The 22,443-nt window shown below is 64.0% G+C and carries 18 protein-coding genes; 15 read left to right on the forward strand and 3 right to left on the reverse strand.

Annotation, left to right across the window (positions count from 1 at the left end; all coding sequences use genetic code 11):
* Positions 1–94: 94 nt before the first annotated feature.
* Positions 95–1,507 carry a 3-isopropylmalate dehydratase large subunit gene (gene leuC, locus ATE71_RS11835; RefSeq protein WP_058803509.1) on the forward strand — a complete coding sequence of 471 codons (1,413 nt, stop codon included), beginning with the start codon at positions 95–97 and terminating at the stop codon, positions 1,505–1,507.
* Here leuC and leuD read toward each other — a convergent pair.
* The gene (gene leuD, locus ATE71_RS11840; RefSeq protein ID WP_058803510.1) at positions 1,504–2,088 is read right to left on the reverse strand and encodes a 3-isopropylmalate dehydratase small subunit; all 585 of its coding nucleotides are present in this window, start codon (positions 2,086–2,088) and stop codon (positions 1,504–1,506) included. The two genes, leuC and leuD, sit on opposite strands and share 4 nt — an antisense overlap.
* 157 nt (positions 2,089–2,245) lie before the next feature.
* On the opposite strand from leuD, the gene ATE71_RS11845 reads away from it, so the two are divergent.
* From ATE71_RS11845 to ATE71_RS11855, 3 genes are all read left to right on the forward strand, one after another.
* A complete protein-coding gene (locus ATE71_RS11845) occupies positions 2,246–2,752 on the forward strand; it encodes a MarR family winged helix-turn-helix transcriptional regulator (protein WP_058803511.1) in 507 nt (168 codons plus the stop codon).
* A 70-nt stretch (positions 2,753–2,822) separates the two neighbouring features.
* A complete protein-coding gene (locus ATE71_RS11850) occupies positions 2,823–3,395 on the forward strand; it encodes an NADPH-dependent FMN reductase (RefSeq protein ID WP_058803512.1) in 573 nt (190 codons plus the stop codon).
* 110 nt (positions 3,396–3,505) lie between these two features.
* Positions 3,506–4,054 (forward strand): hypothetical protein, encoded by a 549-nt coding sequence (locus ATE71_RS11855; RefSeq protein ID WP_058803513.1) that lies wholly within the window; start codon positions 3,506–3,508, stop codon positions 4,052–4,054.
* A gap of 29 nt (positions 4,055–4,083) precedes the next feature.
* Here the strand turns inward: ATE71_RS11855 and ATE71_RS11860 are convergent, their stop codons facing one another.
* Positions 4,084–4,536, reverse strand: coding sequence for a MarR family winged helix-turn-helix transcriptional regulator (locus ATE71_RS11860; protein ID WP_058803514.1), 453 nt, complete (start codon positions 4,534–4,536; stop codon positions 4,084–4,086).
* A gap of 129 nt (positions 4,537–4,665) precedes the next feature.
* Between ATE71_RS11860 and ATE71_RS11865 the strand changes: the two genes are divergently transcribed.
* The 6 genes from ATE71_RS11865 to ATE71_RS11890 are packed head-to-tail and all read left to right on the forward strand — an operon-like array spanning position 4,666 to position 11,357.
* Entirely contained in the window at positions 4,666–6,321 is a 1,656-nt protein-coding gene (locus ATE71_RS11865) for a long-chain-fatty-acid--CoA ligase (RefSeq protein WP_321164278.1), read from the forward strand.
* 23 nt (positions 6,322–6,344) lie between these two features.
* On the forward strand, positions 6,345–7,475 hold the full coding sequence (locus ATE71_RS11870; protein WP_058803516.1) for an alpha/beta hydrolase: 1,131 nt from the start codon (positions 6,345–6,347) through the stop codon (positions 7,473–7,475).
* Position 7,476: 1 nt separating this feature from the next.
* Positions 7,477–8,448 (forward strand): phosphotransferase family protein, encoded by a 972-nt coding sequence (locus tag ATE71_RS11875; protein WP_235587994.1) that lies wholly within the window; start codon positions 7,477–7,479, stop codon positions 8,446–8,448.
* 1 nt (position 8,449) lies between these two features.
* A complete protein-coding gene (gene eno / locus ATE71_RS11880; protein ID WP_058803518.1) occupies positions 8,450–9,748 on the forward strand; it encodes a phosphopyruvate hydratase in 1,299 nt (432 codons plus the stop codon).
* Complete coding sequence (locus tag ATE71_RS11885; protein ID WP_058803519.1) at positions 9,745–10,665, forward strand: NAD(P)-dependent oxidoreductase; 921 nt, start codon at positions 9,745–9,747, stop codon at positions 10,663–10,665. Before eno ends, ATE71_RS11885 begins: the two co-directional genes overlap by 4 nt.
* On the forward strand, positions 10,665–11,357 hold the full coding sequence (locus tag ATE71_RS11890) for an alpha/beta fold hydrolase (protein ID WP_058803520.1): 693 nt from the start codon (positions 10,665–10,667) through the stop codon (positions 11,355–11,357). Before ATE71_RS11885 ends, ATE71_RS11890 begins: the two co-directional genes overlap by 1 nt.
* Before the next feature lie 74 nt (positions 11,358–11,431).
* Here ATE71_RS11890 and ATE71_RS11895 read toward each other — a convergent pair whose 3' ends face one another.
* Positions 11,432–12,490, reverse strand: coding sequence for a 5-methyltetrahydropteroyltriglutamate--homocysteine methyltransferase (locus tag ATE71_RS11895; protein WP_414892829.1), 1,059 nt, complete (start codon positions 12,488–12,490; stop codon positions 11,432–11,434).
* A gap of 80 nt (positions 12,491–12,570) precedes the next feature.
* On the opposite strand from ATE71_RS11895, the gene ATE71_RS11900 reads away from it, so the two are divergent.
* The 5 genes from ATE71_RS11900 (at position 12,571) to ATE71_RS11920 (ending at position 22,331) form a co-directional block, all read left to right on the forward strand.
* Positions 12,571–14,136 carry a long-chain-fatty-acid--CoA ligase gene (locus ATE71_RS11900; RefSeq protein WP_058803521.1) on the forward strand — a complete coding sequence of 522 codons (1,566 nt, stop codon included), beginning with the start codon at positions 12,571–12,573 and terminating at the stop codon, positions 14,134–14,136.
* 381 nt (positions 14,137–14,517) lie between these two features.
* Positions 14,518–18,975 carry a hypothetical protein gene (locus tag ATE71_RS11905; protein ID WP_058803522.1) on the forward strand — a complete coding sequence of 1,486 codons (4,458 nt, stop codon included), beginning with the start codon at positions 14,518–14,520 and terminating at the stop codon, positions 18,973–18,975.
* A gap of 243 nt (positions 18,976–19,218) precedes the next feature.
* Entirely contained in the window at positions 19,219–19,587 is a 369-nt protein-coding gene (locus ATE71_RS11910; protein WP_058803523.1) for an EamA family transporter, read from the forward strand.
* Between the two features lie 4 nt (positions 19,588–19,591).
* Positions 19,592–20,878, forward strand: a complete 1,287-nt coding sequence (locus ATE71_RS11915; protein ID WP_058803524.1) for an ArnT family glycosyltransferase — start codon at positions 19,592–19,594, stop codon at positions 20,876–20,878.
* Positions 20,868–22,331 carry a UbiA family prenyltransferase gene (locus ATE71_RS11920; protein WP_058803525.1) on the forward strand — a complete coding sequence of 488 codons (1,464 nt, stop codon included), beginning with the start codon at positions 20,868–20,870 and terminating at the stop codon, positions 22,329–22,331. The genes ATE71_RS11915 and ATE71_RS11920 overlap by 11 nt, the downstream gene beginning before the upstream one ends.
* Positions 22,332–22,443: the final 112 nt, after the last annotated feature.

Raw genomic sequence — 22,443 nt, forward strand, 5'->3', positions numbered from 1 at the left:
GCATCACCGAAGGCGCCGAGGAAATCCAAATGCGAAAAGTCGCAGCTTTCCTCTTCGGTTATCTGGGGCCAAGGAAAAATACGCCGGGGATGATGTGAACTGGCCGCGCACGCTTTACGACAAGATTTGGGAGGCGCACGCCGTCGCCGACGACGATGGCGAAACGCTGCTCTATATTGATCTGCACCTGCTGCACGAAGTCACGTCGCCGCAGGCATTCGCAGGTCTCGATGCGGCAGGACGCGCTGTGCGGCGCCCGGCGCGCGCACTGGCGCTGTCCGATCACAATGTCCCCACGACGGGGCAAGCAGCGGGTCCGGCGGGCGTCGAGGATGAAGAGGCGCGTGCGCAGCTCGCGGCGCTCGTCGACAACACGCGCCGGTTCGGGATCGAGAATTTCCTGATGGGCGACCCGCGCGGCGGGATCGTTCACGTCGTCGGGCCCGAACAGGGACGCTCGCAGCCCGGAATGACCATCGTTTGCGGCGACAGCCATACGTCGACGCATGGCGCGTTTGGCGCGCTGGCCTTTGGCATCGGCACGTCGGAGGTCGAACATGTCCTCGCGACGCAGACAATCCGCCAGCGGAAGTCGCGCAACATGCGGATTGTCGTCGAGGGGCAGCTAGCGCCTTATGTCCATGCCAAGGATCTCGCGCTGCATTTGCTCGCTGCGATCGGGGTCGATGGCGCGACGGGACATGTGATCGAATATGCCGGACCGGCGGTTCGCGCGCTGTCGATGGAGGCGCGCATGACATTGTGCAATCTCAGCATCGAAATGGGAGCGCGCGCCGGGTTGATCGCCCCCGACGCGACAAGCTTCGCCTATCTGGAGGGGCGCCCCGCCGCACCGCAGGGTGCAGATTGGGAAACGGCCGTCGATCGCTGGCGCTATTTGGCGACCGACGCGGGGGCGGTGTTCGATCGCGAGGTCGTCTTCGACGCCGCCGATGTACGGCCGATGGTCAGTTGGGGGACCAACCCCGCACAATCGATTGCGATCGATGCTTGCATTCCCAGCCCCGGAACCCTGACGGGAGGTGACGTGCGCGGTGCCGCCGACCGGGCACTGGCCTATATGGACCTCACGGGGGGACAGCCGATCGCGGGAATTCCGCTCGACCGCGTTTTCATCGGCAGCTGTACGAACAGCCGGATCGAGGATCTGCGGATCGCCGCCGCCGTTGTCCGGGGCCGGACGGTCGCGCCGCATATCCGCGCGATGGTCGTGCCGGGGTCGGGGCTGGTCAAGCGGCAGGCCGAGGCCGAAGGGATCGACAAGGTGCTGCGCGCGGCGGGTTTCGATTGGCGCGAGCCCGGCTGTTCGATGTGTGTCGGGATGAACGCCGACCGGCTCCAGCCCGGCGAACGCTGCGCCGCGACATCGAACCGCAATTTCGAAAATCGGCAGGGCCGCGGCGGGCGCACACATCTGATGAGTCCGGCACTGGCCGCGGCCAGCGCGATCGCGGGGTGCATCGCCGATCCCGCGAGCCTCCGCTAAAGGCTAGCCTCAAAACGCGCGATCGCAGCTTCGTGTCGCAACGTCCGCGCGATGTCGTCGAGCCCTTCGATCAGCGTACGCCGGTCGTCGGGATTGATCGCGAAGTCGATCGTCTCGCCCGACGCGAGGATGATGCGCTGTTCGATCAGATCGACCGTCAGCGGCGCGAATTGTGCGAGCGCGATTTCTTCGCGCAGCCGTTCGCAGACCCCGTGGGGCAGGCGGACAAGCAGCAGCCCGTTCTTGCGGGCATTGCCGGCAAATATATCCCCGAAGCTCGACGCGACGATGCAGCGGATGCCGAAATCGGCAAGCGCCCAAACCGCATGTTCGCGTGACGATCCGCAGCCGAAATTGCGGTCGGCGACCAGGATGCGCGCGTGCCGGCCCACCGGATGGTTGAGGATGAAGTCCGCGCGTTCGGCGCCATCGGGCGTATAGCGAAGCTCGCGGAACAGATGGGTGCCGAGCCCACTGCGCGTCAGCCCCTTCATGAAGCGCGCCGGGATGATCATGTCGGTATCGACATTGGCAAGGGGTAAAGGCGCCGCGATGGCGGTCATCCGGTCGAATCTTTCCATCGAGCTCCGTCCAATAACTTAGGTATCTAAGTATATCGGAAAAATCCCTTTGTCCAAAGATATCGCCGTGTCGAAGCAGCTTGCGGCGCGAATCATAGAGCCCTAAGGTTTGCATAGCGACACGGCTCCGCCTTGCGGCGGCCGAAGGGGAAAGATCTTGGCCAAGAAGAATGAGGGCTTTCGGCATCCGGCCGAATATTACACCAACCCGGACAACAGCATCGGCTATCTCGCGCGTATCGTGTTCCGATCCTTTTCGCGCCTGCTCGAACGCGGTACGCTGACACACGACGTGTCAGCGGGGCAGTGGCGGTTCCTGCGCCAGCTGTGGCGCGAGGACGGGATTACCCAGCGCGAACTCAGCGAACGGGTAGGGATGCGCGAGCCGACCACGGTCGTAGCGCTGAAAGGCCTCGAAAAGGCCGGCTTCATCACGCGCAAGAAGACTGCCGACGATCGGCGCAAGACCTTCATCCACCTGACCCCTCACGCGAAGAAGCTCGAACTCATCCTCGCTCCGATGAACGCCGAAGTGCACGAAGTTGCGACGCGCGGGATGAGCGATGAGGAGGTCGAAACGCTGCAGGCGTTGCTGCGCCGCGTAATCGATAATCTTGCCGACGAGACTGCGAAGCTTTCGACGCTGTCAGATATCAAGGCCTGATCGCCAAAGACGGTTGCGACCCTCGCGGGCAATAGGTTAGTATGCTAACTAAATTACCCGGGAGGAAAAATTGGCACGGATTGCAGTCATTGTGGGAAGCACGCGCGACGGATCGTTCAACCGCGCGCTCGGTACGCTTGCGGTTCGCGCGCTGGAGGCGCATGGCGCAATCGTCACCGATGTCGACCTGTCGGCTTTCGACCTGCCGCTTTATTCGGCGGCGCTCGAAGCGAACGGCTTTCCTCCCGATGCGGTGCGGCTGAAAGAGCTTTTCGCCGCGCAGCAGGGCCTGCTCTTTGTATCGCCCGAATATAATGGGTCGGTTTCACCGCTGCTCAAAAATGCGATCGACTGGGCATCGCGTCCCACCGGCGACGAATCGCTCGTCGCGCTTACCGCCTATCGCGGCAAGGCGAGCGCGGTCATGTCGGCGTCAATCAGTCCGTTCGGCGGACTGCGCGGGTTGATGCACCTGCGCCAGATCCTGTCGACCGTCCAGACGCTCGTCATTCCCGAACAGGTGCTGGTGCCGGCGGCGCACGCCGCGTTCGACGAATCGGGCAAGCTGAAGGAAGCGCTCCCGGCCTCGTTGGTCGACGCGACCGCGGCGCGGCTGGTCGCGGTGGCGAAGGCGATCGGATAGGCCACGGGCTCCATCGGCTCGCCGCGCCGGTTGCACGGCCCGGCAACATGGCATTTGGCGCGACGCGGCGCGGTGCGGCACGACGGGCACGGTCATTCACAGGAGTCGTTATGTCCAAGCCTTCCGGCCTGCTCGCCGGGCTATGCCTTGCCGCGTCCGCCTTTGCCACGATCCCCGTAGCGCGGGCGCAGCAGGCCGCGCCCGCCGCGTCGTTGACCCCCGGGGCCAAAGTCTATGATGAACGCGGCGAGGAAGTTGGCCAGATCGCCAAAATCGCCGGCGACAAAGTAGCCGTCGCGATTGGAGGCAGCGGACTGGTGGTATCGAAGGGCGATTTTCTGAAGACCGCAAAGGGGCCCGCGCTGAAGGCGCCGAAAGAAAAAATTCTTGCCGTACTGAAGGAAGCCGAGGCCGATGCAGCGGCGGTGGACGGGGCGTTGAAACGGGGGGCGGAGGTTCGCAGCGCCGACGGCACGGCAATTCTCGGCACGGTCAAGGCGGTGGCGCCTCAGGGCGCGGTGCTGACGACCAGCGAAGGCAATATCACCATGCCCCGGGCGGCCTTTTTCCTGTCGCAAAAGGGGCTGGCGGTGAAGGTCAATCAGAAACAATTCGTCGAGGGCGTCAAGGCAGCGCGCGCGAAAAAGCAGGGCGGCTAAGCCGGGGTGACCTAAGGATCGCCCGACGATTAGGCCTGCCGCTTCGTCTCGCGCGACGCCCCGATATTATCGCCCCAATCGGCTTCGAGCGTTGCGAGCAGTGCGTCGAAACGATCCTTGCCGAGCTTCGCCGAAAGCTGGTCCGCGAGTTCGTCCATCGCGGCTTGCGCGTCCTTGCGCATCCGTGCACCGGTATCGGTCAGCGAGACGACCATGTGGCGACGGTCGTCAGGATCGGGGTCGAGCTTGACGATGCCCAGGCCGACCATCTGATTGATCGTGCTGTGGATCGCCTGCCGCGATACGCCTAGGTTGCGCGCGATATCCGAAGGGCGGACGATGCCGCTGACGATATTGGTCATCACCATCGATTGCGGGCGGCTGACGTCGGGCCAGCCGCCATCGTGCAGCCGTGCCTGAAGGCCTTCGTCAAGCCAGCAAAAGCGCTGGAACAGTGCAATGATAAGCTGGTTGGTGCGCATTATGCCGGTGACAATCCCTGTTGCCGGCAGGCAGGCCGGACCGTCACGCTAGAAGAGCGGCAGGGGCGACGCAAGGCGCTCCCCGATATTGCAAAAGCAAAATACTTAGCATACTATCTATATCGACAAGTGGCCGGGAGAGAAAACCGCATGGACGGGTTGATGCAGAATGTGCCGCTGACGGTCGACCGGATCATCGATCATGCGGCAAACTGGCACGGCGGACGCGAGATTGTGTCGCGCGATGCGGAGGGGCGCGTTACCCGTTCGACCTATGCCGACATTCACGCCGACGCAAAGCGCGTATCCAATGCGCTTGCGGCCGAAGGGATCGAGCCCGGCGACCGGATCGCGACGATGGCGTGGAATGGGGCGCGCCACGTCGCCGCTTGGTACGGCGCGACAGGGATGGGGGCGGTGCTGCATACGCTCAACCCGCGGCTGTTTCTGGAACAGATAGCCTATATCGCGAACCATGCCGGCGACCGCATGCTGATCGCCGATCCGGCGACCGCCGATCTGGTCGAGGAGCTGTTGCCGCAGGTTCCGTCTATCGAGAAGGTGATTTTCTTTTGCGATGCGGAGTCGATGCCGGAAACGACGTTTCCTGCGGTGGCGTTCGACGACTGGATCGCCGTTCAGTCTGCGGAATATGATTGGGGCGCTTTCGACGAAAATACCGCGTGCGGGCTTTGCTATACCAGCGGGACGACAGGCAATCCGAAGGGCGTGCTCTATTCGCACCGGTCGAATTATATTCACGCGCTGATGACCTTGCAGCGCGACGCACTCGCGTTGTCGGCGCGCGACACGGTGCTGCTCGTCGTGCCAATGTATCACGCCAACGCGTGGGGCGTCGTCTATTCGGCGCCCGCCGTCGGCGCCAAGCTCGTTCTGCCGGGACAGCGGATGGACGGGGAGTCGATCTACAATCTGATCGAGCAGGAGGGCGTGACCTATTCGGCTGCGGTCCCGACCGTGTGGCAGATGCTGCTCCAGTATATGCAGGAAAGTGGGAAACGCTTCACGACTTTGGAGCGCGTAACGATCGGCGGTTCGGCGTGCCCCGAATCGATCATCCGTACTTTTCGCGACGATTATGGCGTCGATGTCATCCAGGGCTGGGGCATGACCGAAACCTCGCCGCTCGGTACCGTGTCGGTGCCTAATGCTTCTGTCGCCGTGAAATCAGAACCCGAACAGATGGCGTATAAGCTCAAGCAGGGGCGGCTGCTCTGCGGCCTCGAAATGAAGCTGGTCGACGATGCGGGAAATCGCCTGCCACACGACGGCAAGACCCCGGGGCGGTTGATGATCAAGGGGCCGACGATCGCCGGTGCCTATTTTGACGGCGCGGGCGGCGACGTGCTGGACGAGGAAGGCTTTTTCGATACCGGCGACGTCAGCACGATCGACGCCGAAGGCTATATGCAGATCACCGACCGCGCGAAGGATGTCGTCAAGTCGGGCGGGGAGTGGATCAGTTCGATCGAGATCGAGAATATCGCGATGGGTCATGAGGCGGTCGCCAACGCCGCAGTAGTCGGGGTTGCGCATCCCAAATGGGACGAGCGGCCGATTCTGCTGTGCCAGTTGAAGCCCGGCGCCAGCGCCTCCGCCGACGACCTCAAAGATTTTCTCGACGGTAAGATCGCGCGCTGGTGGATGCCCGACGACGTGCTGTTCGTCGCGGATATCCCGCTCGGGCCGACGGGCAAGATCGACAAGAAGGCAATCCGTGCGGGGCTGGAGGGTTATGAGCTGCCCTTTGAAGGCACCCGCTGACACAATTACAAACAGGAGAGACGATGATGGACCCGAACGGGATTGAAGGACTGGACGCGCAATTCATCGGGCGCGTGTCGCCGACCGCGCCGCGCATCCAGGCGGGCGGGCATCCGTGCCAGGGCATCTATTGGACCGAAAGCGGCAAGCGGCCGAAGGTCGCGATCATCGCGACGCATTACAACGTCGATTTCTCCGAACATTATATCGCGCCGTATTTCGCGCGGCAGGGGTTCGGCTTCCTCGGCTGGAATACGCGCTACCGCGGGGTCGAGGATCAGTTCCTGCTCGAACATGCGGTGATCGATATTGGCGTGGGCATGAGGTGGCTCAAGGAAGAGGCGGGCGTCGAACAGATCGTCATTCTTGGCAATTCGGGCGGCGGTTCGCTGATGGGCGCCTATCAGGCCGAAGCCATCGCGCCGACGCTCACCGATCGGCTGCCCTCGGTCGGGCAGGACGCGCTGGCTAACCTCGTCAAAGGCGATCTCTACATCAGCTTCAACGCGCATCAAGGCCGGCCCGAAGTGTTGACCGACTGGATGGACGCGTCGGTGATCGACGAAAATGACCCCGTGGCGACCGACCCCGAACTCGACCCGTTCAATCCCGACAACGGGCCACCCTATTCGGATGCGTTCATCGAAAAATACCGCGCCGCGCAGCGCGCGCGCAATCAGCGCATCACCGACTGGGCGAAGGCCGAGCTCGCGCGGCTCAACGCGGCGGGCATCCCCGATCGCATCTTTCCGATGTTCCGCTGCTGGGGCGACATCCGATGCGTCGATCCGGCGATCGATCCGTCGGACCGCAAGCCGAACTGGTGCTATCGCGGCAATCCGGCGGTCGCGAACCGCACGCCGAGCATCGGGCGCGCCAACACGATCAAGACCTGGCTCAACATGTGGAGCCTCGAAACCTCGCCGTGTCAGGGGCAACCGCATCTCGCCAAGCACGATACGCCCGCGCTCGTCGTGCAGGGAACGGCCGACACCGGCGTTTTCCCCAGCGACGCGCGCAAGATCTTCGATTTCCTCGGGAGCAGCGACAAGAAGCTCGAATTGATCCCCGGGGCGCATTATTTCGAGGATTCGATCGAGGAACGGCAGAATGCCGCCGACCTCGTCGGCGCATGGATCCGGGAGAAGCTGTGACGTGACGGTGGACGCCGACATCGTGGACGGGTTGCGCGGCGCCGGTTTGGCGGGCGAGGGCGATATCGTCCTCGAACCGCTCACCGGCGGCGTGTCGTGCGATGTGTGGAAGGTCGAAACGCCGTTGGGGCCGATCGTCGTCAAGCGTCCGCTGCCGCAGCTTCGCGTCGCGGCCGAATGGCTCGCGCCGGTCGAACGCGGGACGAGCGAGGTGCGCTGGCTGCGCCGCGCGCGCGGTGTCGATCCGCATATCGCGCCCGAGGTGCTCGCCGAATTGCCGGGCCACGCCTTCGCGATGCGCTTTCTCCCCGGTTGCCCGGTGTGGAAGGACGAGCTGATGGCGGGGCGGGTCGATCTCGCATTTGCGGCGCAGGTGGGGCAGGGGATCGCCGCTGTGCACGCTGCAACCGCGCATAATGATCGCGACCGCGCCGCCTTTCCGAACGACGAGATGTTCCGTGCGCTGCGCGTCGATCCTTTCCTGCTCTATGTTGCGCAGCATGATAGCGAACTCGCGCCCGCGCTGACCGCGCTCGCCGACGATCTGGCCTCGCGCAAGATCGCGCTCGTTCATGGCGACGTCAGTCCGAAGAATATACTCGTCAGTGCCGATAGCCCTGTCTTCCTCGATGCTGAATGCGCGGTCTTTGGCGACCCGGCCTTCGACCTTGCCTTCTGCACCACGCATTTGCTGCTGAAGGCGGTATGGTCGGGCGACGCGCGGCTGAACGCGGCGGCGGCGGCGCTGGTCGACGCCTATCGTTCCGGCATCGGGTGGGAGGATGCTGACGACCTGCTGCTCCGCGCGGGCAAGCTCACCGCCGGGCTGCTGCTCGCTCGCGTCGAGGGCAAGTCGCCGGCGCCATATCTTACCGATCGTGAACACCGACGCATCGTGCGCGATCAAGCGCGCGCACTGATCGCCGCGCCGCAACCGATCGACGCGCTTGCTACCAATTGGAAAAGGACATGAAATGACTTCGCCCATCGCCTCCGTCACCGGCCGCCAGCTATGGGACTCGCGCGGGCGGCCCACGGTCGAGGCCGAAGTCAAGCTCGCCTCGGGCGCCGTCGGCCGCGCCATTGCGCCCGCGGGCGCTTCGCGCGGCGCGCATGAGGCGATCGACCTGCGCGATGGAGGCGCCGCGTTCGGCGGTTTCGGGGTCGCTCGCGCCGTCGCGGGGATCGGATCGGAGATCGCGGGCTCGATAGCCGGGATGGACGCCCATGATCAGGCGGCGGTCGACGCGGCGCTCTGCGCGCTCGACGGAACCCCGAACAAGGCGCGGCTTGGCGCGAACGCGGTCGTTGCGGTATCGATGGCGGTGCTTCACGCCGCCGCCGCCGATGCGCGGTTGCCGCTATGGCGCTATCTCGCGGGCGACGCGAAAGTCCGTATCCCGCTCCCCGAAATCCAGATTTTCGGCGGCGGCGCGCACGCCGGGCGGCGTACCGATGTGCAGGACTTCATGATCATGTGCCCCACGGCAGACAGCTTCCGTCGCGCACTCGAAATCACCGACGATGTCTATCGCGCCGCGGGCAGGCTGATGGAGGGCAAGGGGCCGCTGTCGGGCGTCGCCGACGAAGGCGGCTGGTGGCCCAATTTCGCGTCGAACGAGGATGCGCTCGACACGCTGACGAAGGCGATCGATGCGAGCGGCTACCGTGCGGGCGAGGATGTCTTCATCTCGCTCGACATTGCTGCCAACGAACTCGGCGACGCCTCGGGCTACGGTCTCGCGCTCGACGACGGCCGCCTGACGAGCGAGGCGATGGCCGCGCGCATCGTCGAATGGGCGGGCCGTTATCCGATCCTGTCGATCGAGGATCCGGCAGGGCAGGACGACTGGACGGCGATGGCCGCAGTCACCGCCGCGATCGGCGACAAGGTGCAGATCATCGGCGACGATGTGCTCGTCACCAACGCCGAACGCGTGGCCCGCGCCGGCGACGCGGGGGTGTGCAACGCCGCGCTGATCAAGGTCAACCAGGTCGGCACCGTGACCGAAGCCAAGGCCGCGCTCGACGCCGCCGTGGCGCGTCGATGGGGTACGATCGTGTCGGCGCGTTCGGGCGAGAGCGAGGATGTCACGATCGCGCACCTCGCGACGGGCTGGAACGCCGGACAGCTCAAGGTCGGCAGTTTCACCCGCTCCGAACGCATGGCGAAGTGGAACGAGATGCTCCGGATCGAGGAAGCAATGGGCGCCGATGCCGAATTTGCGGGCTTCTCCGCCTTCGCCGGTTCGATCGGCCGGGTCGCGGCATGATCGTCCTTCACGCACGCCCGAGTCCGGGTTTCCGCGAGGCCGTCGATGCGATCTTCGGCGCCGGCGTCGTCGTGCATGCCGATGAATCTGCGCCGCTCGACGCGGTGGCGGGCGAGATCACCGCGCTGCTCCATGTGCTCACCCCGGTGACCGCCGACTTCATCGCTTCGGCGCCGAAACTGAAGCTGATCCAGAAGCTCGGTGTCGGGGTGAACACGATCGCGCTCGACGCTGCCCGCGACCACGGTGTCGCAGTGTGCAACATGCCCGGTACGAACAGTCAGGCGGTCGCCGAAATGGCGTTGTCGCTGATGATGGCGGTGCTGCGCCGCACCTGCTTCTTCGACGCGCGCACGCGAGCGGGAGAGGGCTGGACCGCTGACCCGTCCGAACTCGATCAGGTCGGCGAGATCGGCGGGCGTACTATCGGCCTCGTCGGCTTCGGCAATTCGGCGCAATTGCTCGCGCCCGCGCTCGCCGCGCTCGGCGCAGAAGTCGCCTACACCGCGCGCAGTCCGCGCGACGTGCCCTATGAATATTTGCCGCTCGACGACCTGCTCGCCACCAGCGACATCGTCTCGCTGCACATGCCGCTTACCGACGCGACGCGCGGGAGCATCGATCCTTTCGCAATGAAGAAGGGCGCGGTGCTGGTGAACACCGCGCGCGGCGAACTGGTTGACGAGGCGAAGTTGGTTGAGGCGCTCACCAGCGGCCACCTGCGCGGCGCAGGCCTCGACGTCTTCGCCGAGGAGCCGCTGCCGCGCGGCAATCCTTTGCTCGGCCTGCCCAACGCGGTGCTCGCCCCCCACATCGCCTGGCTCACTCCCGAAACGCTCGTGCGAAGCCTGACGGTGGCTCACGAAAATTGCCGACGCCTCGCTGCCCGCGAACCGCTCCTGCATCAGGTGGTCTAATGTCACTTCCAATCGTCCTTATCACTGGCCAGCTCCTGACCGACGCCGTCTGGCAGCCGCTGCTCGACGCCTGGCCCGACCGCGACATCATCGTCGCTGACAACCAGAGCGACGACACGATCAAGGGCTTCGCGCAGCGTCTCCTCGACAATGCCCCGCCCAAATTCGCGCTTATCGCCCACGCCATGGGCGGCTTCATCGCTTTCGAAGTGATGCGCAGCGCACCTGAGCGTATCGTCAAACTTGCACTGATCTCGACGCTCGCCTCGGCCGACGGGCCGGCGCAGACCGCGCGGCGGCAAGGCTATATCGACCTTGTTGAGAGTGGCAATTTCGATCAGGTCGTCGAGGAGCGCATCCCGATCCTCTTCCCCGAAGAAAAGCGGAATGACACCCGCCTGCTCGGCATTGCGCGGCAGATGGCGGCCGATACCGGCGCGGACACCTTCCTCGCCCAGCAGCGCGCGATCATGGCGCGCATCGACAGCCGCCTGCGGCTCGGCGAGATTGCGGTACCGACGCTGCTTGTGTGGGGCGAGCAGGACGGGATCACCAGCCGCGCGCATCATGACGAAATCTTGGACGCGATCCCCGGGGCAAGGCTTGAGGTGATCGCGGGGGCGGGGCATCTACCGACCGTCGAGGTGCCCGAGGTGGTCGTGCCGTTGCTGGCGGCGTTTATCGACGCCTGATCGTCAGTGTTTCACGGCGAAAGCCGGGGTCCAGTACCCCCTCCCCGGCTTTCGCCGGGGAACATTATGGACCGCTATTTGAGCTCCGCCCGCACCAGCGCGGTCCCGTCGATCATCGCTTTCAGCTTGGCCTGGCTATGCTCGCGGCTATGATATTTCATCCCGCAATCGGGCGCGATCCACAGCCGCTCGGCGTCGACATAGCGCAGCGCCTCGCGGATGCGGCCCGCGACCACCTCTGGCGTCTCGACCTCGGGGATCGACAGGTCGAGGACGCCGTACATGATCGTCTTGGACGGCAGTTCGGCAAGGATCGCGGGGTCGAGTCCCGGCTGCGCGGCCTCGATCGAAATCACATCGATTGCCGAGGCTTCGAGTTCGGCAAGGAAGTCATAGGCCTTGGGCTTCGGGCCCGTCGCGCCCGCGCCATGATGCACCATCGCGTAACCGAAGCAGATGTGCAGCGCGGTCGTCCCATCGACGCCGTCGAGCGCGCGGTTGATCGCTTCGATCGCATAACTGTTCGCCTCGGCGGCGCGCGCCTGCAGATAGGGTTCATCGAGCTGGACGACGTCGACGCCTGCAGCGAACAGATCCTTCACTTCGGCATTGACCGCATCGGCATAGTCCATCGCGAGTGCGCGCAGGTCGGGATAATAGCCATTCTCGGCCTGCTGGGTCATCGTGAAGGGGCCGGGCAGGGTGAGCTTCACCGGCTTGGTCGAATGGCGACGCAGGAAGGCGGCGTCCTGCGCCTCGATCGGCGCTACGCGGCGGATCGGGCCCGAGACGAGCGGTACCGGGTTGGCGTTGCCGGTGCGGTCGATCGCGGTACCATGCTTCTCGGTATCGATCCCCGACAGCGCGGTCGCGAGTCGGTTCGAGTAACTTTCGCGTCGCATCTCGCCGTCGCCGACAATGTCGATGCCGAGTTCCTCCTGTTCGCGGATCGCCATCAGCGTCGCGGCTTCCTGCGCGTCAGCGAGCCAGGGTTGAGGGATGCGCCACAGCGTCTCGGCGCGCACACGTGGGGGCAGGCTGGCGTTCAAACGCTCGCGGTCGATCAGCCAGTCGGGCTGGGGGTAGCTTCCGACGATCGTCGTCGGCAATATGGGGTGGTCGAACAAGGCCAATCCTCTCGATTTTTAGGCTGGCCAAACATTTGCTTAGTATTCTATCTAATTCAAGTCGAAACGATGGTTGGGAGAGCAAAATGATCGATCTGGAGGCCATCCGGACGCTGGCGGACATTCCGGCGGCACAGGCGAAATTGCGGGGACAGGCGGCCGCAGTGAAATTCGGAGACCGCGAGACGAGTTTTGCCGAACTCGATGCGCGCTCGAACCGCGTCGCGCACGCGCTGGCCGCTTCGGGCATCGCGCCCGGCGACCGCGTGTCGGCGCTGACCAAGAACCACGACAGCTGGTATCCGCTCTTCTTCGGCACCGCGCGGGCGCGCGCCTGTTTCGCGCCGATCAACTGCCGCCTCGCACCGGCCGAGATCGGCTTCATCCTCGGCGATGCCGGACCCAAGCTGCTGTTCGTTGGCGAGGATTTCTTCGATTGCGCGCTCGCGGCAGTGGAAGGCCTTGCTTCGCCGCCGCGCCTGATCGCGCTTTATGGCGATCACCCCGGGTTCGAGCCGTTCGGCGCCTGGCTCGGCGCGGCGTCCGACGCTGCGCTCGCCGATCCGCCGCAACTCGCCGACGATGTGCTCCAGCTCTACACCAGCGGAACGACGGGGTTGCCCAAGGGGGTCGTACTGACCAACGCCAATTATCGTACCTTCCTTGAAGCGGCGACCGAGGTTGACGGCTTCGCTTATGGCGAGGACGAGACGGTGATGATCGTCATGCCGCTATTCCATGTCGCGGGCACGAACGTCAGCTTTTCGGGGTTGGCGCAGGGCGGGCGCCTTGTCCTCGTCAAGGACTTCACCGCCGCCGACGCGGTGCAGATGATGCGTGAGGAAAATGTCGCGCACGCCTTCCTCGCGCCTGCAATGATCCAGATGATGCTGATCCAGCCCGATGCGGACGGCGCGCCCTATCCGCAGCTCAAGTCGATCGCCTATGGCGCCTCGCCAATCGCCGCGGATGTGCTGCGCCGCGCGCGGGCGACCTTCGGCTGCGACTTCGTGCAATTCTACGGCATGACCGAATCCGCCGGCGGCGGCTCCTATCTGTCGCCGGCCGCCCATGATTTGCCTGGCAAGCTGACCTCGTGCGGCAAGCCGTGGCCGGGCGCCGCGATGGCCATCCTCGATGGCGAGGGCCGCGTACTCGGTGATGGCGAGATCGGCGAGATTGCGATCCGCGGCGGCATCGTGATGAAGGGCTATTGGAACCGCGAAAAAGCCACGGAAGAAACGCTCGCGGGCGGCTGGCTGCACACCGGCGACGTCGGATATCGCGACGCCGACGGCTTCTATTATGTCCACGACCGTATCAAGGACATGATCGTGTCGGGCGGCGAGAATGTCTATCCGGCCGAGGTCGAGAGTGCGATCATGGGCTGCCCCGGGGTTGCCGACGTCGCTGTGATCGGCGTGCCCGACGACAAATGGGGTGAGGGAGTGAAGGCGCTGATCGTGCCCGCCCCGGGCGCGACGCTCGATCCCGCCGACATCGTTGCGTGGGCGCGCGCGCGCATTGCCGCTTATAAGGTTCCCAAAAGCATTGAGTTCATCGACGCGCTGCCGCGCAACCCGTCGGGCAAGGTGCTGCGCCGGGAACTGCGTGCGCCCTATTGGGAAGGGCGCGATCGCGCAGTGGGTTAGGAGAGCCCCCTATGGGGCGAGTTTCTGGCAGCCGCTTGTGCCGGCGTCTAAAGCTCAGTAAAGTTTGGCGTTGCGCGCCGGCCGATTTGACGCCTGTCCGCAATCGGTCGCCGGCTGCCGGCTGCCGGCTGGACCGAATTGCCCGACTCTCGTTCGCTCTGAACCGAGCCGCACGAAAAGGGCCAATACAGGACGCTCAGCTCCTTAAGCCCTGACAGAATTTCCGGAGTTATAGGGTCGCATTCCATTTCCCGGAGAGGACCGCGCGCTCGAACGAAATAGGATTTTTCCTATCTTTCCTACAATATTTGTTCTCTTTACGTTCCAAATCGAATCGGCTCCATCCCTGATCTAACCTGCTGATTCGAAAGAGGAACACCAATGACTATTTCGACCTTTACCTTTTCCAACGCCACTGGCCCCTATGCGCCCTCCCAAACCGATGGCGGCGTGACCGCGCACCACTTTGCGATATCGGGTTCGGGCGCGACCTTTGACGGCACATATTTAAACCTTCCGGCGGGCACCTACCTGACCGCAGGCATCGCAGATATCACCCTACCGACCGATGCCGATCCGGCGAAAACCCAGACCCCCGAGGAACTCACTCTCGAATATGTCGGCATCCTGCCGGCGGATGAGAGCCCGCTAGTGTCGCTCTTCGATTATGGCGATGGCCGCATCGACCTTTACGCGCACTGGGATAGCGGCCGCCTGCGCGCCAATTTCGAGCGCAACGGCACCACAGCGATGATCGACAGCATCGGAGGGCTTTCGACGACCGCCGAAGAGCGCGTCGGATTGCGCTATGTCGACGATCCCTCCGGTGTCGGCGGGACGGTAACGTTCCTCCGTAACGGCGTCGTGTTCGGTCCCAGCCAGGCGCTCGCCTTCAAACCGCGGCTCACGCCCGATTCGACGCTCGAGTGCAACGCATCGCTAGGCAACACCGCGAACAGCCGTGCCCAGAAGGTCCGCGAGATCAAACTCACGCTTGGCGCTCAGACGACGACCACCCCACCCGGCGATGGCGGCGGCAATGATGACGGCACGAGCTCGGCCTTTGCCTTCCCCAATGCATCGGGCCCGTACGCACCGGTGCAGGCCAACGGCGGCGTGACGACGCAGGGTTTTGCCATCTCGGGTTCGGGCGCGACATTCGACGGCACTTATCTACAATTGCCGGCCGAAACCTATCTGACCGCAGGAAATGCCGGCATTGCGCTGCCGACGAACAGCGACCCCGCCAAGACGCAGACGCCCGAGGACATCACCCTCGAATATGTCGGCATCCTGCCGGCCACCAATAGTCCGCTGGTTTCGCTCTATGATTATAACGATGGCGAGATTTCGCTCTATGCGCATTGGGACACCGGCCGTCTTCGCGCCAATTTCGAACGCAACGGCACGCGGGCGCAGATCGACAGCATTGGTGGTCTTTCGCTGACGGCGGAGGAACGAGTGGGTCTGCGCTATGTCGACAATCCGTCGGGCGCGGGCGGCACGATTACCTTCCTGCGGAACGGCGCCGCCTTGGGGGCAAGCCAGACGCTCTCCTTCAAACCGCGGATCACGCCCGACGCGGTGCTCGAATGCAACGCCTCGCTCGGCAACACGGCGAATAGCGGCGCGCAGAAGGTCCGTGAGATCAAACTCACCCTCGGAACGCAGGCGACGACCAATCCTCCCAGTGGAGGCGGCGGTACTTTTACCGTTTATGGCAAGCCCGGAACGCGCTTTCCGCTCGACATACCAGTTTCGGGTGGCGCCGCGACCTATGCCGTGACGATCCCGTCGGGGCTGTCGGTGCAGGAGCGCGTGACATCTACCGCGCTTATCGACCGGAAATCGGCTTACGCTTTCCCGAACACCGGACCCGACTTCGCTCCGACGCAGACCAATGACGGCGTCACGTCCAATTCGCTGGAGGTGGTCGGCTTGGGCGCAAGCTTCGACGGCAGCTATTTGCGGTTGCCTGCGGGAACCTACCTGACGGCAGGATCGCTGGGGATTAGCCTGCCGACCAGTGCGGATCCCGCAAAAACCCAGACGCCCGTCGTGATCGAGCTCGAATTCACGGGCATCCTACCCGCCAACCAGAGCCCCCTCGTGTCGCTGTTCGACTATGATGCGGGAGAATTTTCTCTGAACAGCCATTGGGACGCGGGGCGTCTTCGCCTGACGATGCAGCGCGACGGACAGAGCATCCAGATCGACAGCGTCGGCGGACTTTCGACTATCGCGCAGGAAAGGGTCGGCGTGCGTTATGACGACAATCCGACCGGCGCGGGCGGGACGATCACCTTCCTGCGCGATGGCATGCCCTTCGGCCCGAGCCAGGCGGTGGCATTCAAACCGCGTATCACGCCCGACGCCGAACTCGAACATAACGCCTCGCTCGGCAACACGAGCAATTCGGTCGCGCAGAAGATTGCTAACCTGTCGGTTACGATCGAGATGGCGGGGCAATCCTATGCTTTCGAGCCCGTGACGTCGGGAACGATCTCGGCCACACAGCTCGAAGCGCTCCATGTCGATGCGACCGGCGTATCGTCGCCGCAGGCGACAAAGATCATCTCGGTCACGCCGGCAGGCGGCACGGCCTTTACGGTCGATGTGATTGTCGGCCCGGTCGTCGTGTCGGCAGGGCAAGCCTATCGCGCGGTGCTCGAAAACTGGAGCAGCGGTAGCCGCGTCGACCATCCGCAGGTGCTGGTGATGACGCGCCCGTCGCGCCAGAATTGCCAGTTCGAGGATAGCTTCCTGCGCGCCAATCAAGCGCCGTGGATGGAGTGTCTTCCCGAAGGCTCCGCGCCGACGATTGCCGGAATCGCCTATTATTGCGAGGCGATCCGGTCGGGCAGCTATGTCCAATTCCAGTTCGGTTATGACTGGACCGCGGTGTCGATGCCCGACAATCCGTTCGGCGATCCGGCGGGCAAGGACAGCTATATGGTCCCGCACAAATGGCGCATCGAAGATCAGGCGGGCAATGTGTTGGCGACCGTCGAACGTCCTGATGGCGGACCGCTCAACGGCACCGACATCCCGCGGATTTTCTCGGGCAGCTATGACGGCAACGGCGCCGCCATCACGAATGCGACGAACAGATGGTATCCGCATGGCACCGTCCGGTCCGGCGTGATCTGGCGTTCGGGCGCGCCCGGCGCATACGACCAGGCGACAATCGACGCCAATCTGCCCCGCTATGACGCGTCGGTTCCCTATGGGTCGCACACCCATTATTCGAGCAACGGCTTCGATGTCCGGCTGTTCGGATCGGACGGGTTCAATGGATTCGGCAACACGCGGGTCATGCCCTATCAGCCGACGAACCATGCGACGCTTGTTCCGCAGGCGGGGGTGACGAACGATCCTTACAAGGGGTCGCTCTACACCGCGTCGTCGCTCGCGGCCGTCGCGTCGACCTGGTTGCGCTACACGCCGTTCAACCAGTGCGGCCGCTCGCCGATCACAGGTCCGGGCGGCGTACGCGACGATCGCTGTGCGATCGCCGAGCCCGTTGCCGCCTATATGCACGACATCACCTCGCTGCGCCCACACGACGGAACGCCGCGCGCGCTGATCGCGCTCGACTATCTGACTGCCTACGCCAGCGATCCGTTCCATTGTTTCGAGGGCGGGCGGAACGTACCGCTGTTCAAGGGGAACAACGCCACCCGCGATATCGGGCTGCGCGGCCATTATTACGGCTATGGGTCGGGTTCGCGCCCCGCGAACAAGTCATATTATGTCCAGGGCGGACGCCAGTACGATATGGCGAACAGCTATAATCCCTGGTCGTCGAAAGTGCCCTATGGCGGGATTGCGGCGGACAAACCCTATTTCGGAACCAACGAAATCGACCTGCCGCACGCCCATCAATTCCCGCACTGGGGATCGCTGCTATGGAAATCGCCGGAGTTCGCCTTCCTGGGCCACAAGCTCAGCGACCAGGCGCGGCTGTACGAAAACTGGATCCTCTCGAGCCCGTTCGGCGACCCTAACCTGTTTGCTGAACGCGGGGCGGCTTGGCAGTTCCTGCACGCGGCGCTGATCTGGAAAACTGCTTCGCGCAATTCCGATCGCCTCTATTCGCGCGACGAAATACTGACTTTTGTCGTTCAGGATTTCGAGACGTTCAGCGCGGCGCACAAGACTTCAAACCCCGGATTCGACAATCCGCCGTCCAACGTGATGGTCGGGGGAAGTATCGACGATGCGCGGGCGATCTATGCCGCCACCCACCGCTTCGGTGTGTGCGGGCTGCACGATGGCGATGTCGCACAGCACGACTTCTACATCGGATATTGGCTGACGGCGCTGGGAATCGCCGAGCGGATCGGCTTCAATGCCGCCGTTCGGGGGCGGTCGGCGACCGCGGGTGCGGTGCTAGACTGGCTGATCGCCAAGCATCGCCAGCGCATCGTCGGCCGTATCAATGCCGCGGCCAATACCGACTGCGGAACGGGTACGCCCTATCTGCTGAGGATCTGGAGTCGCGCCAGCCTGATCGCGGCCGGCGGCAACGTGGCCGGCCTGCCGCAGGGTTATGCGAACCTTGCAGCGGTCAACGGCACCAATGTTTCGTGGGACGTGTTCCAGGAAGGCGCGAACATTGGCACCCGCGATGGACAGGCGATGGATCAACTGATTGCCGGGCCATCGATCCTGAAAAACCAGCTTGGCCAATCGGGAAGCGACCTCGACCAGGCGGCGACCACCGCGGCAAGTTGGCGAAGCGAGAAGGTGACACAGCAGGATTTGCTCGGTCCGAACGGCGCGGGAACGACCTGGTTCCGCTACCTTCAAATCGTTCACAATCCAGCGATTTCCTGATCGCCTCCATCGCATAGCGACGCGTCGGCTCCACTCGGCGCCAAATGATTGCCAAAATTGGAAGGGCGGATCGTCATCGACGATCCGCCCTTCATTTAGCGCATTTTCCGGGAAAATTCAGCCCGGCGATATGCTGAAATACAGCTCGTTCTTCAGGAATCGGCTCGACATTTCGTTCAAGATTAACCTTATCTTGAACCGCCGCGCTTAGTGGCAAACCGCTGATAGACCGAAAGATTGTCCATGACGGTGCGCCTGTTCCTTCTGATTCTCGCAAGCGTGAGCCTTTCCGCGCTTGCGCAGCTCGCGCTCAAGATCGGGACAGCCGCCGCCGCCGGCGGTCGGGCAACAGGCATCGGCGGCGAGATTGGCGGCCTTGCTCAGTCGCCGATGATCATCCTTGGCCTCGGTCTCTATGGCATCGGGGCGCTGCTTTGGCTTTTTGTCCTCGGCCGTGTGCCGCTGTCGCTGGCTTATCCCTTCGTCGGGATCGGGTTCATCCTGACGATGCTCGCGGGCGCCTTTTGGCTGAACGAAAGCATCAGCGTCGCCCGCCTTGCGGGAACCTTGTTGATCGCCATCGGCTGCGTGCTGGTCGCCCGCTCGGCGTAAACCCATGACTTCGCGGGCCTCAACCATTCAGCCGTCGATACTGGAACTCTCACCGCGCGCCTGTTCGGTGTTGCTCGCCGCGATCGTTCTTGTTGCCGTGATGCTGAGAGTGGCGGGCGAGTGGGTCCTGAAGCACCCGCTCGATAGCGACTCGCTTGCCTATTTCACGATGGCTCAAGGCCTCGCCGAACGCGGCGAGCTCGCGGATATGTACGGCCAAAAGGCTTTCTACAGCGCCGGCTATCCCTTGCTGCTAGCTCCCTTTTTCAAGGCATTCGGCAGTTCGGTGGGCACGGCGATAGCGGTCAACCTGCTCTTGTGCGCGATCAGCATCGGGCTGATATTCAGGCTCACGATCGCGCTCTCCGGACATCGCGGCGCGGGCCTGATCGCCGCCGCTATCTATGCGCTGTGGTTTCCGGGCATCTGGAACGCGACGATGCTGGCGAAGGAAAATCTCTCGACCCCCTTGCTACTTGGCATTGCCCTGTGCGCAGTCGGGATCGCACGCGGCGATCGCCCCGCCGGTACCGCGCTGATCGCGGGACTTTTGTGGGGTGCGGCGCTCGTCACAGGTGGCTCGGCGCTGCTCCTCTGCTTGGGCGTCGCGGCGGCCCTACTGATGCTCTGGCGGGCTCGGAACAGCTTTGCACCGGCATTTTCGGCGGGTCTGTGCGTCATCGCTGGGGCCGCGCTGGTGCTGGCGCCATGGCTCTATGCGACCAACCAGATGGTCGGCCGCCCGGTCCTCACCACCAACGCCGCGTTCAACCTCTATCTCGGCCACAACCCTGCCGCGACGGGCAAGTTCGTGAGCATCGCCGACACCCCGCTGGCAAAGGATTGGGAAGCCACGCGGCTCCGTCTTGGCGAGGTCGGCAACGCCGACCGCCTGCAAACCGAGGCGCTCGACTGGATCGAAGCCAATCCGGGCAGGACGGCCGAACTGGCCGCGCTCAAACTCGCCTATTTCTGGCAGCCCAATCTGCCCGACGCGGACGACTTTGCAGCCTCAAAATCCGTCGCCGCGATCCGGGTCTTCGAGGTTGCACAATATGCGCTGATCCTGCTGCTTGGGCTGCTCGCCTTTCGCTCGCGGCGGATCGCCAGCGACGGAAAATGGATTTTCGCCGCCATGATCGCGGGCTTCTGGTTGATCCACGCCGCAGCCTATATCATCGTCCGTTACCGCGATCCGGCGATTCCGCTGCTGATCGTCATGGCTGCCATCCCGGTCGCGGTAGGGATCGAGCGGCTTTCGGCGCGAAGGGCCCCACGCGATGCGGCATGAACGACCCGATCCGGCCGACGAGGCCGTGCCGTTGTTCGTTGACGTCGACGGGACGCTGACGCGCGCGGATATCTCACTCGAAAGTTTCGTGCGGATCGCGCGCTCCAGCTGGGCCGCGATGATCGCGGTGCTGGCATGGCTGGTCGCGGGCCGCGCCGTGGCCAAGACGATGGCGGCGCGGCGCGACCGCATCGATGCCGCGCGACTGCCTTACCGCGAAGAGGTGCTTGATATCATCGAGCAGGCCAGGGCCGAAGGCCGTCCCGTGATCCTTGCGAGCGCGAGCCATTGGCGGCACATCCGGCGTATCGCCGACCATCTCACGCTGTCGGATCCGGTCATTGCAACGCGCGGCCGGTCCAATCTCAAAGGCGCCGCCAAGCTGGCCGCCATTCGCGCACGTATCGGCCCCGATACGCCCTTCGACTATGTGGGTGACAGCCGCGCCGACGCCTGCCTGTGGCGTGCAGCGCGGCGCGGCTGGTCGGTCGGCCATATCCCGCCGCGATCGCCAGTCGAACGTCTTGGGGCCCCGCGCCCCGGTCCTGCCCGGGCCATCATCAAGGCCATGCGCCCTCACCAATGGGCGAAGAATGCGCTGGTGATCGTTCCCGCTTTCACGTCGGGCGAGTTCATGACAAGGGGCGTGTTGCCGACGGCGGTGGCGGCTGCGATGCTCATGTCGCTGATCGCCTCGTCAATCTATTTGCTGAACGACCTGCTCGATATCGACTCCGATCGCGCGCATCGTACCAAGTGGAAGCGACCGCTTGCTAATGGCGATATCGCGATCCCTGCTGCGCTGGGTCTGTCCTTGCTGCTCGCAGCCGCGGGCCTTGCCGGGGGATGGCTGCTGGGCGGCCCGGAACTGACCTTCTGGCTCCTCGCTTATATGGCGATCACGACCGCTTATTCATTCCGGCTGAAGGCGGTGATGGTCGGCGACGCCATCGTCCTCGCCTCGCTTTACACGATCCGGATCTGGATCGGTGCGATCGCGATCGGGGTACCGCTCAGCTTCTGGCTGTTGCTGTTCTCGGTTTTCCTGTTCCTGAGCCTTGCCTATCTCAAACGCTATGTGGAGATGCGCGACGCCATCGAGCCGGAGCGCCTGCTGAGCGGGCGCGGGTATGTCGGCGGCGACCTCGACGTGGTGATGATGTCCGGGATTTCGGCCGGAATGGTTGCGATCCTTGTCCTCGCGCTGTTTGCGCATGACCCGGCGACAGCCGAACATTATGCGCTGCCCGAAATGCTGTGGCTACTCTGCCTGCCGCTGATCTATTGGCTGAACCGCATCTGGATGATGGCGCGACGCGGCGAGGTGGAAGGCGACCCGGTGGCTTTCGCGATCAAGGACGGCCGGAGCATCGCCGTCGGTGCCGCGATGGTCTGCATCTTCCTTGGTGCCCTCTACGGACCGGCGATCGTCGATTTGGTCGCGCCGGAATGACAAAATAGAGCGTGTGCGGCAATTGCCGACCGTTACCGGCATCCCGAAACACAAAAAAAGAACCCGGCCAAAAGACCGGGTCAGGAGGAGTTCCCAATGGGTAATGATTGGG

The organism is Sphingopyxis sp. H115 (genome assembly GCF_001468465.1).
Classification (GTDB): Bacteria; Pseudomonadota; Alphaproteobacteria; order Sphingomonadales; family Sphingomonadaceae; genus Sphingopyxis.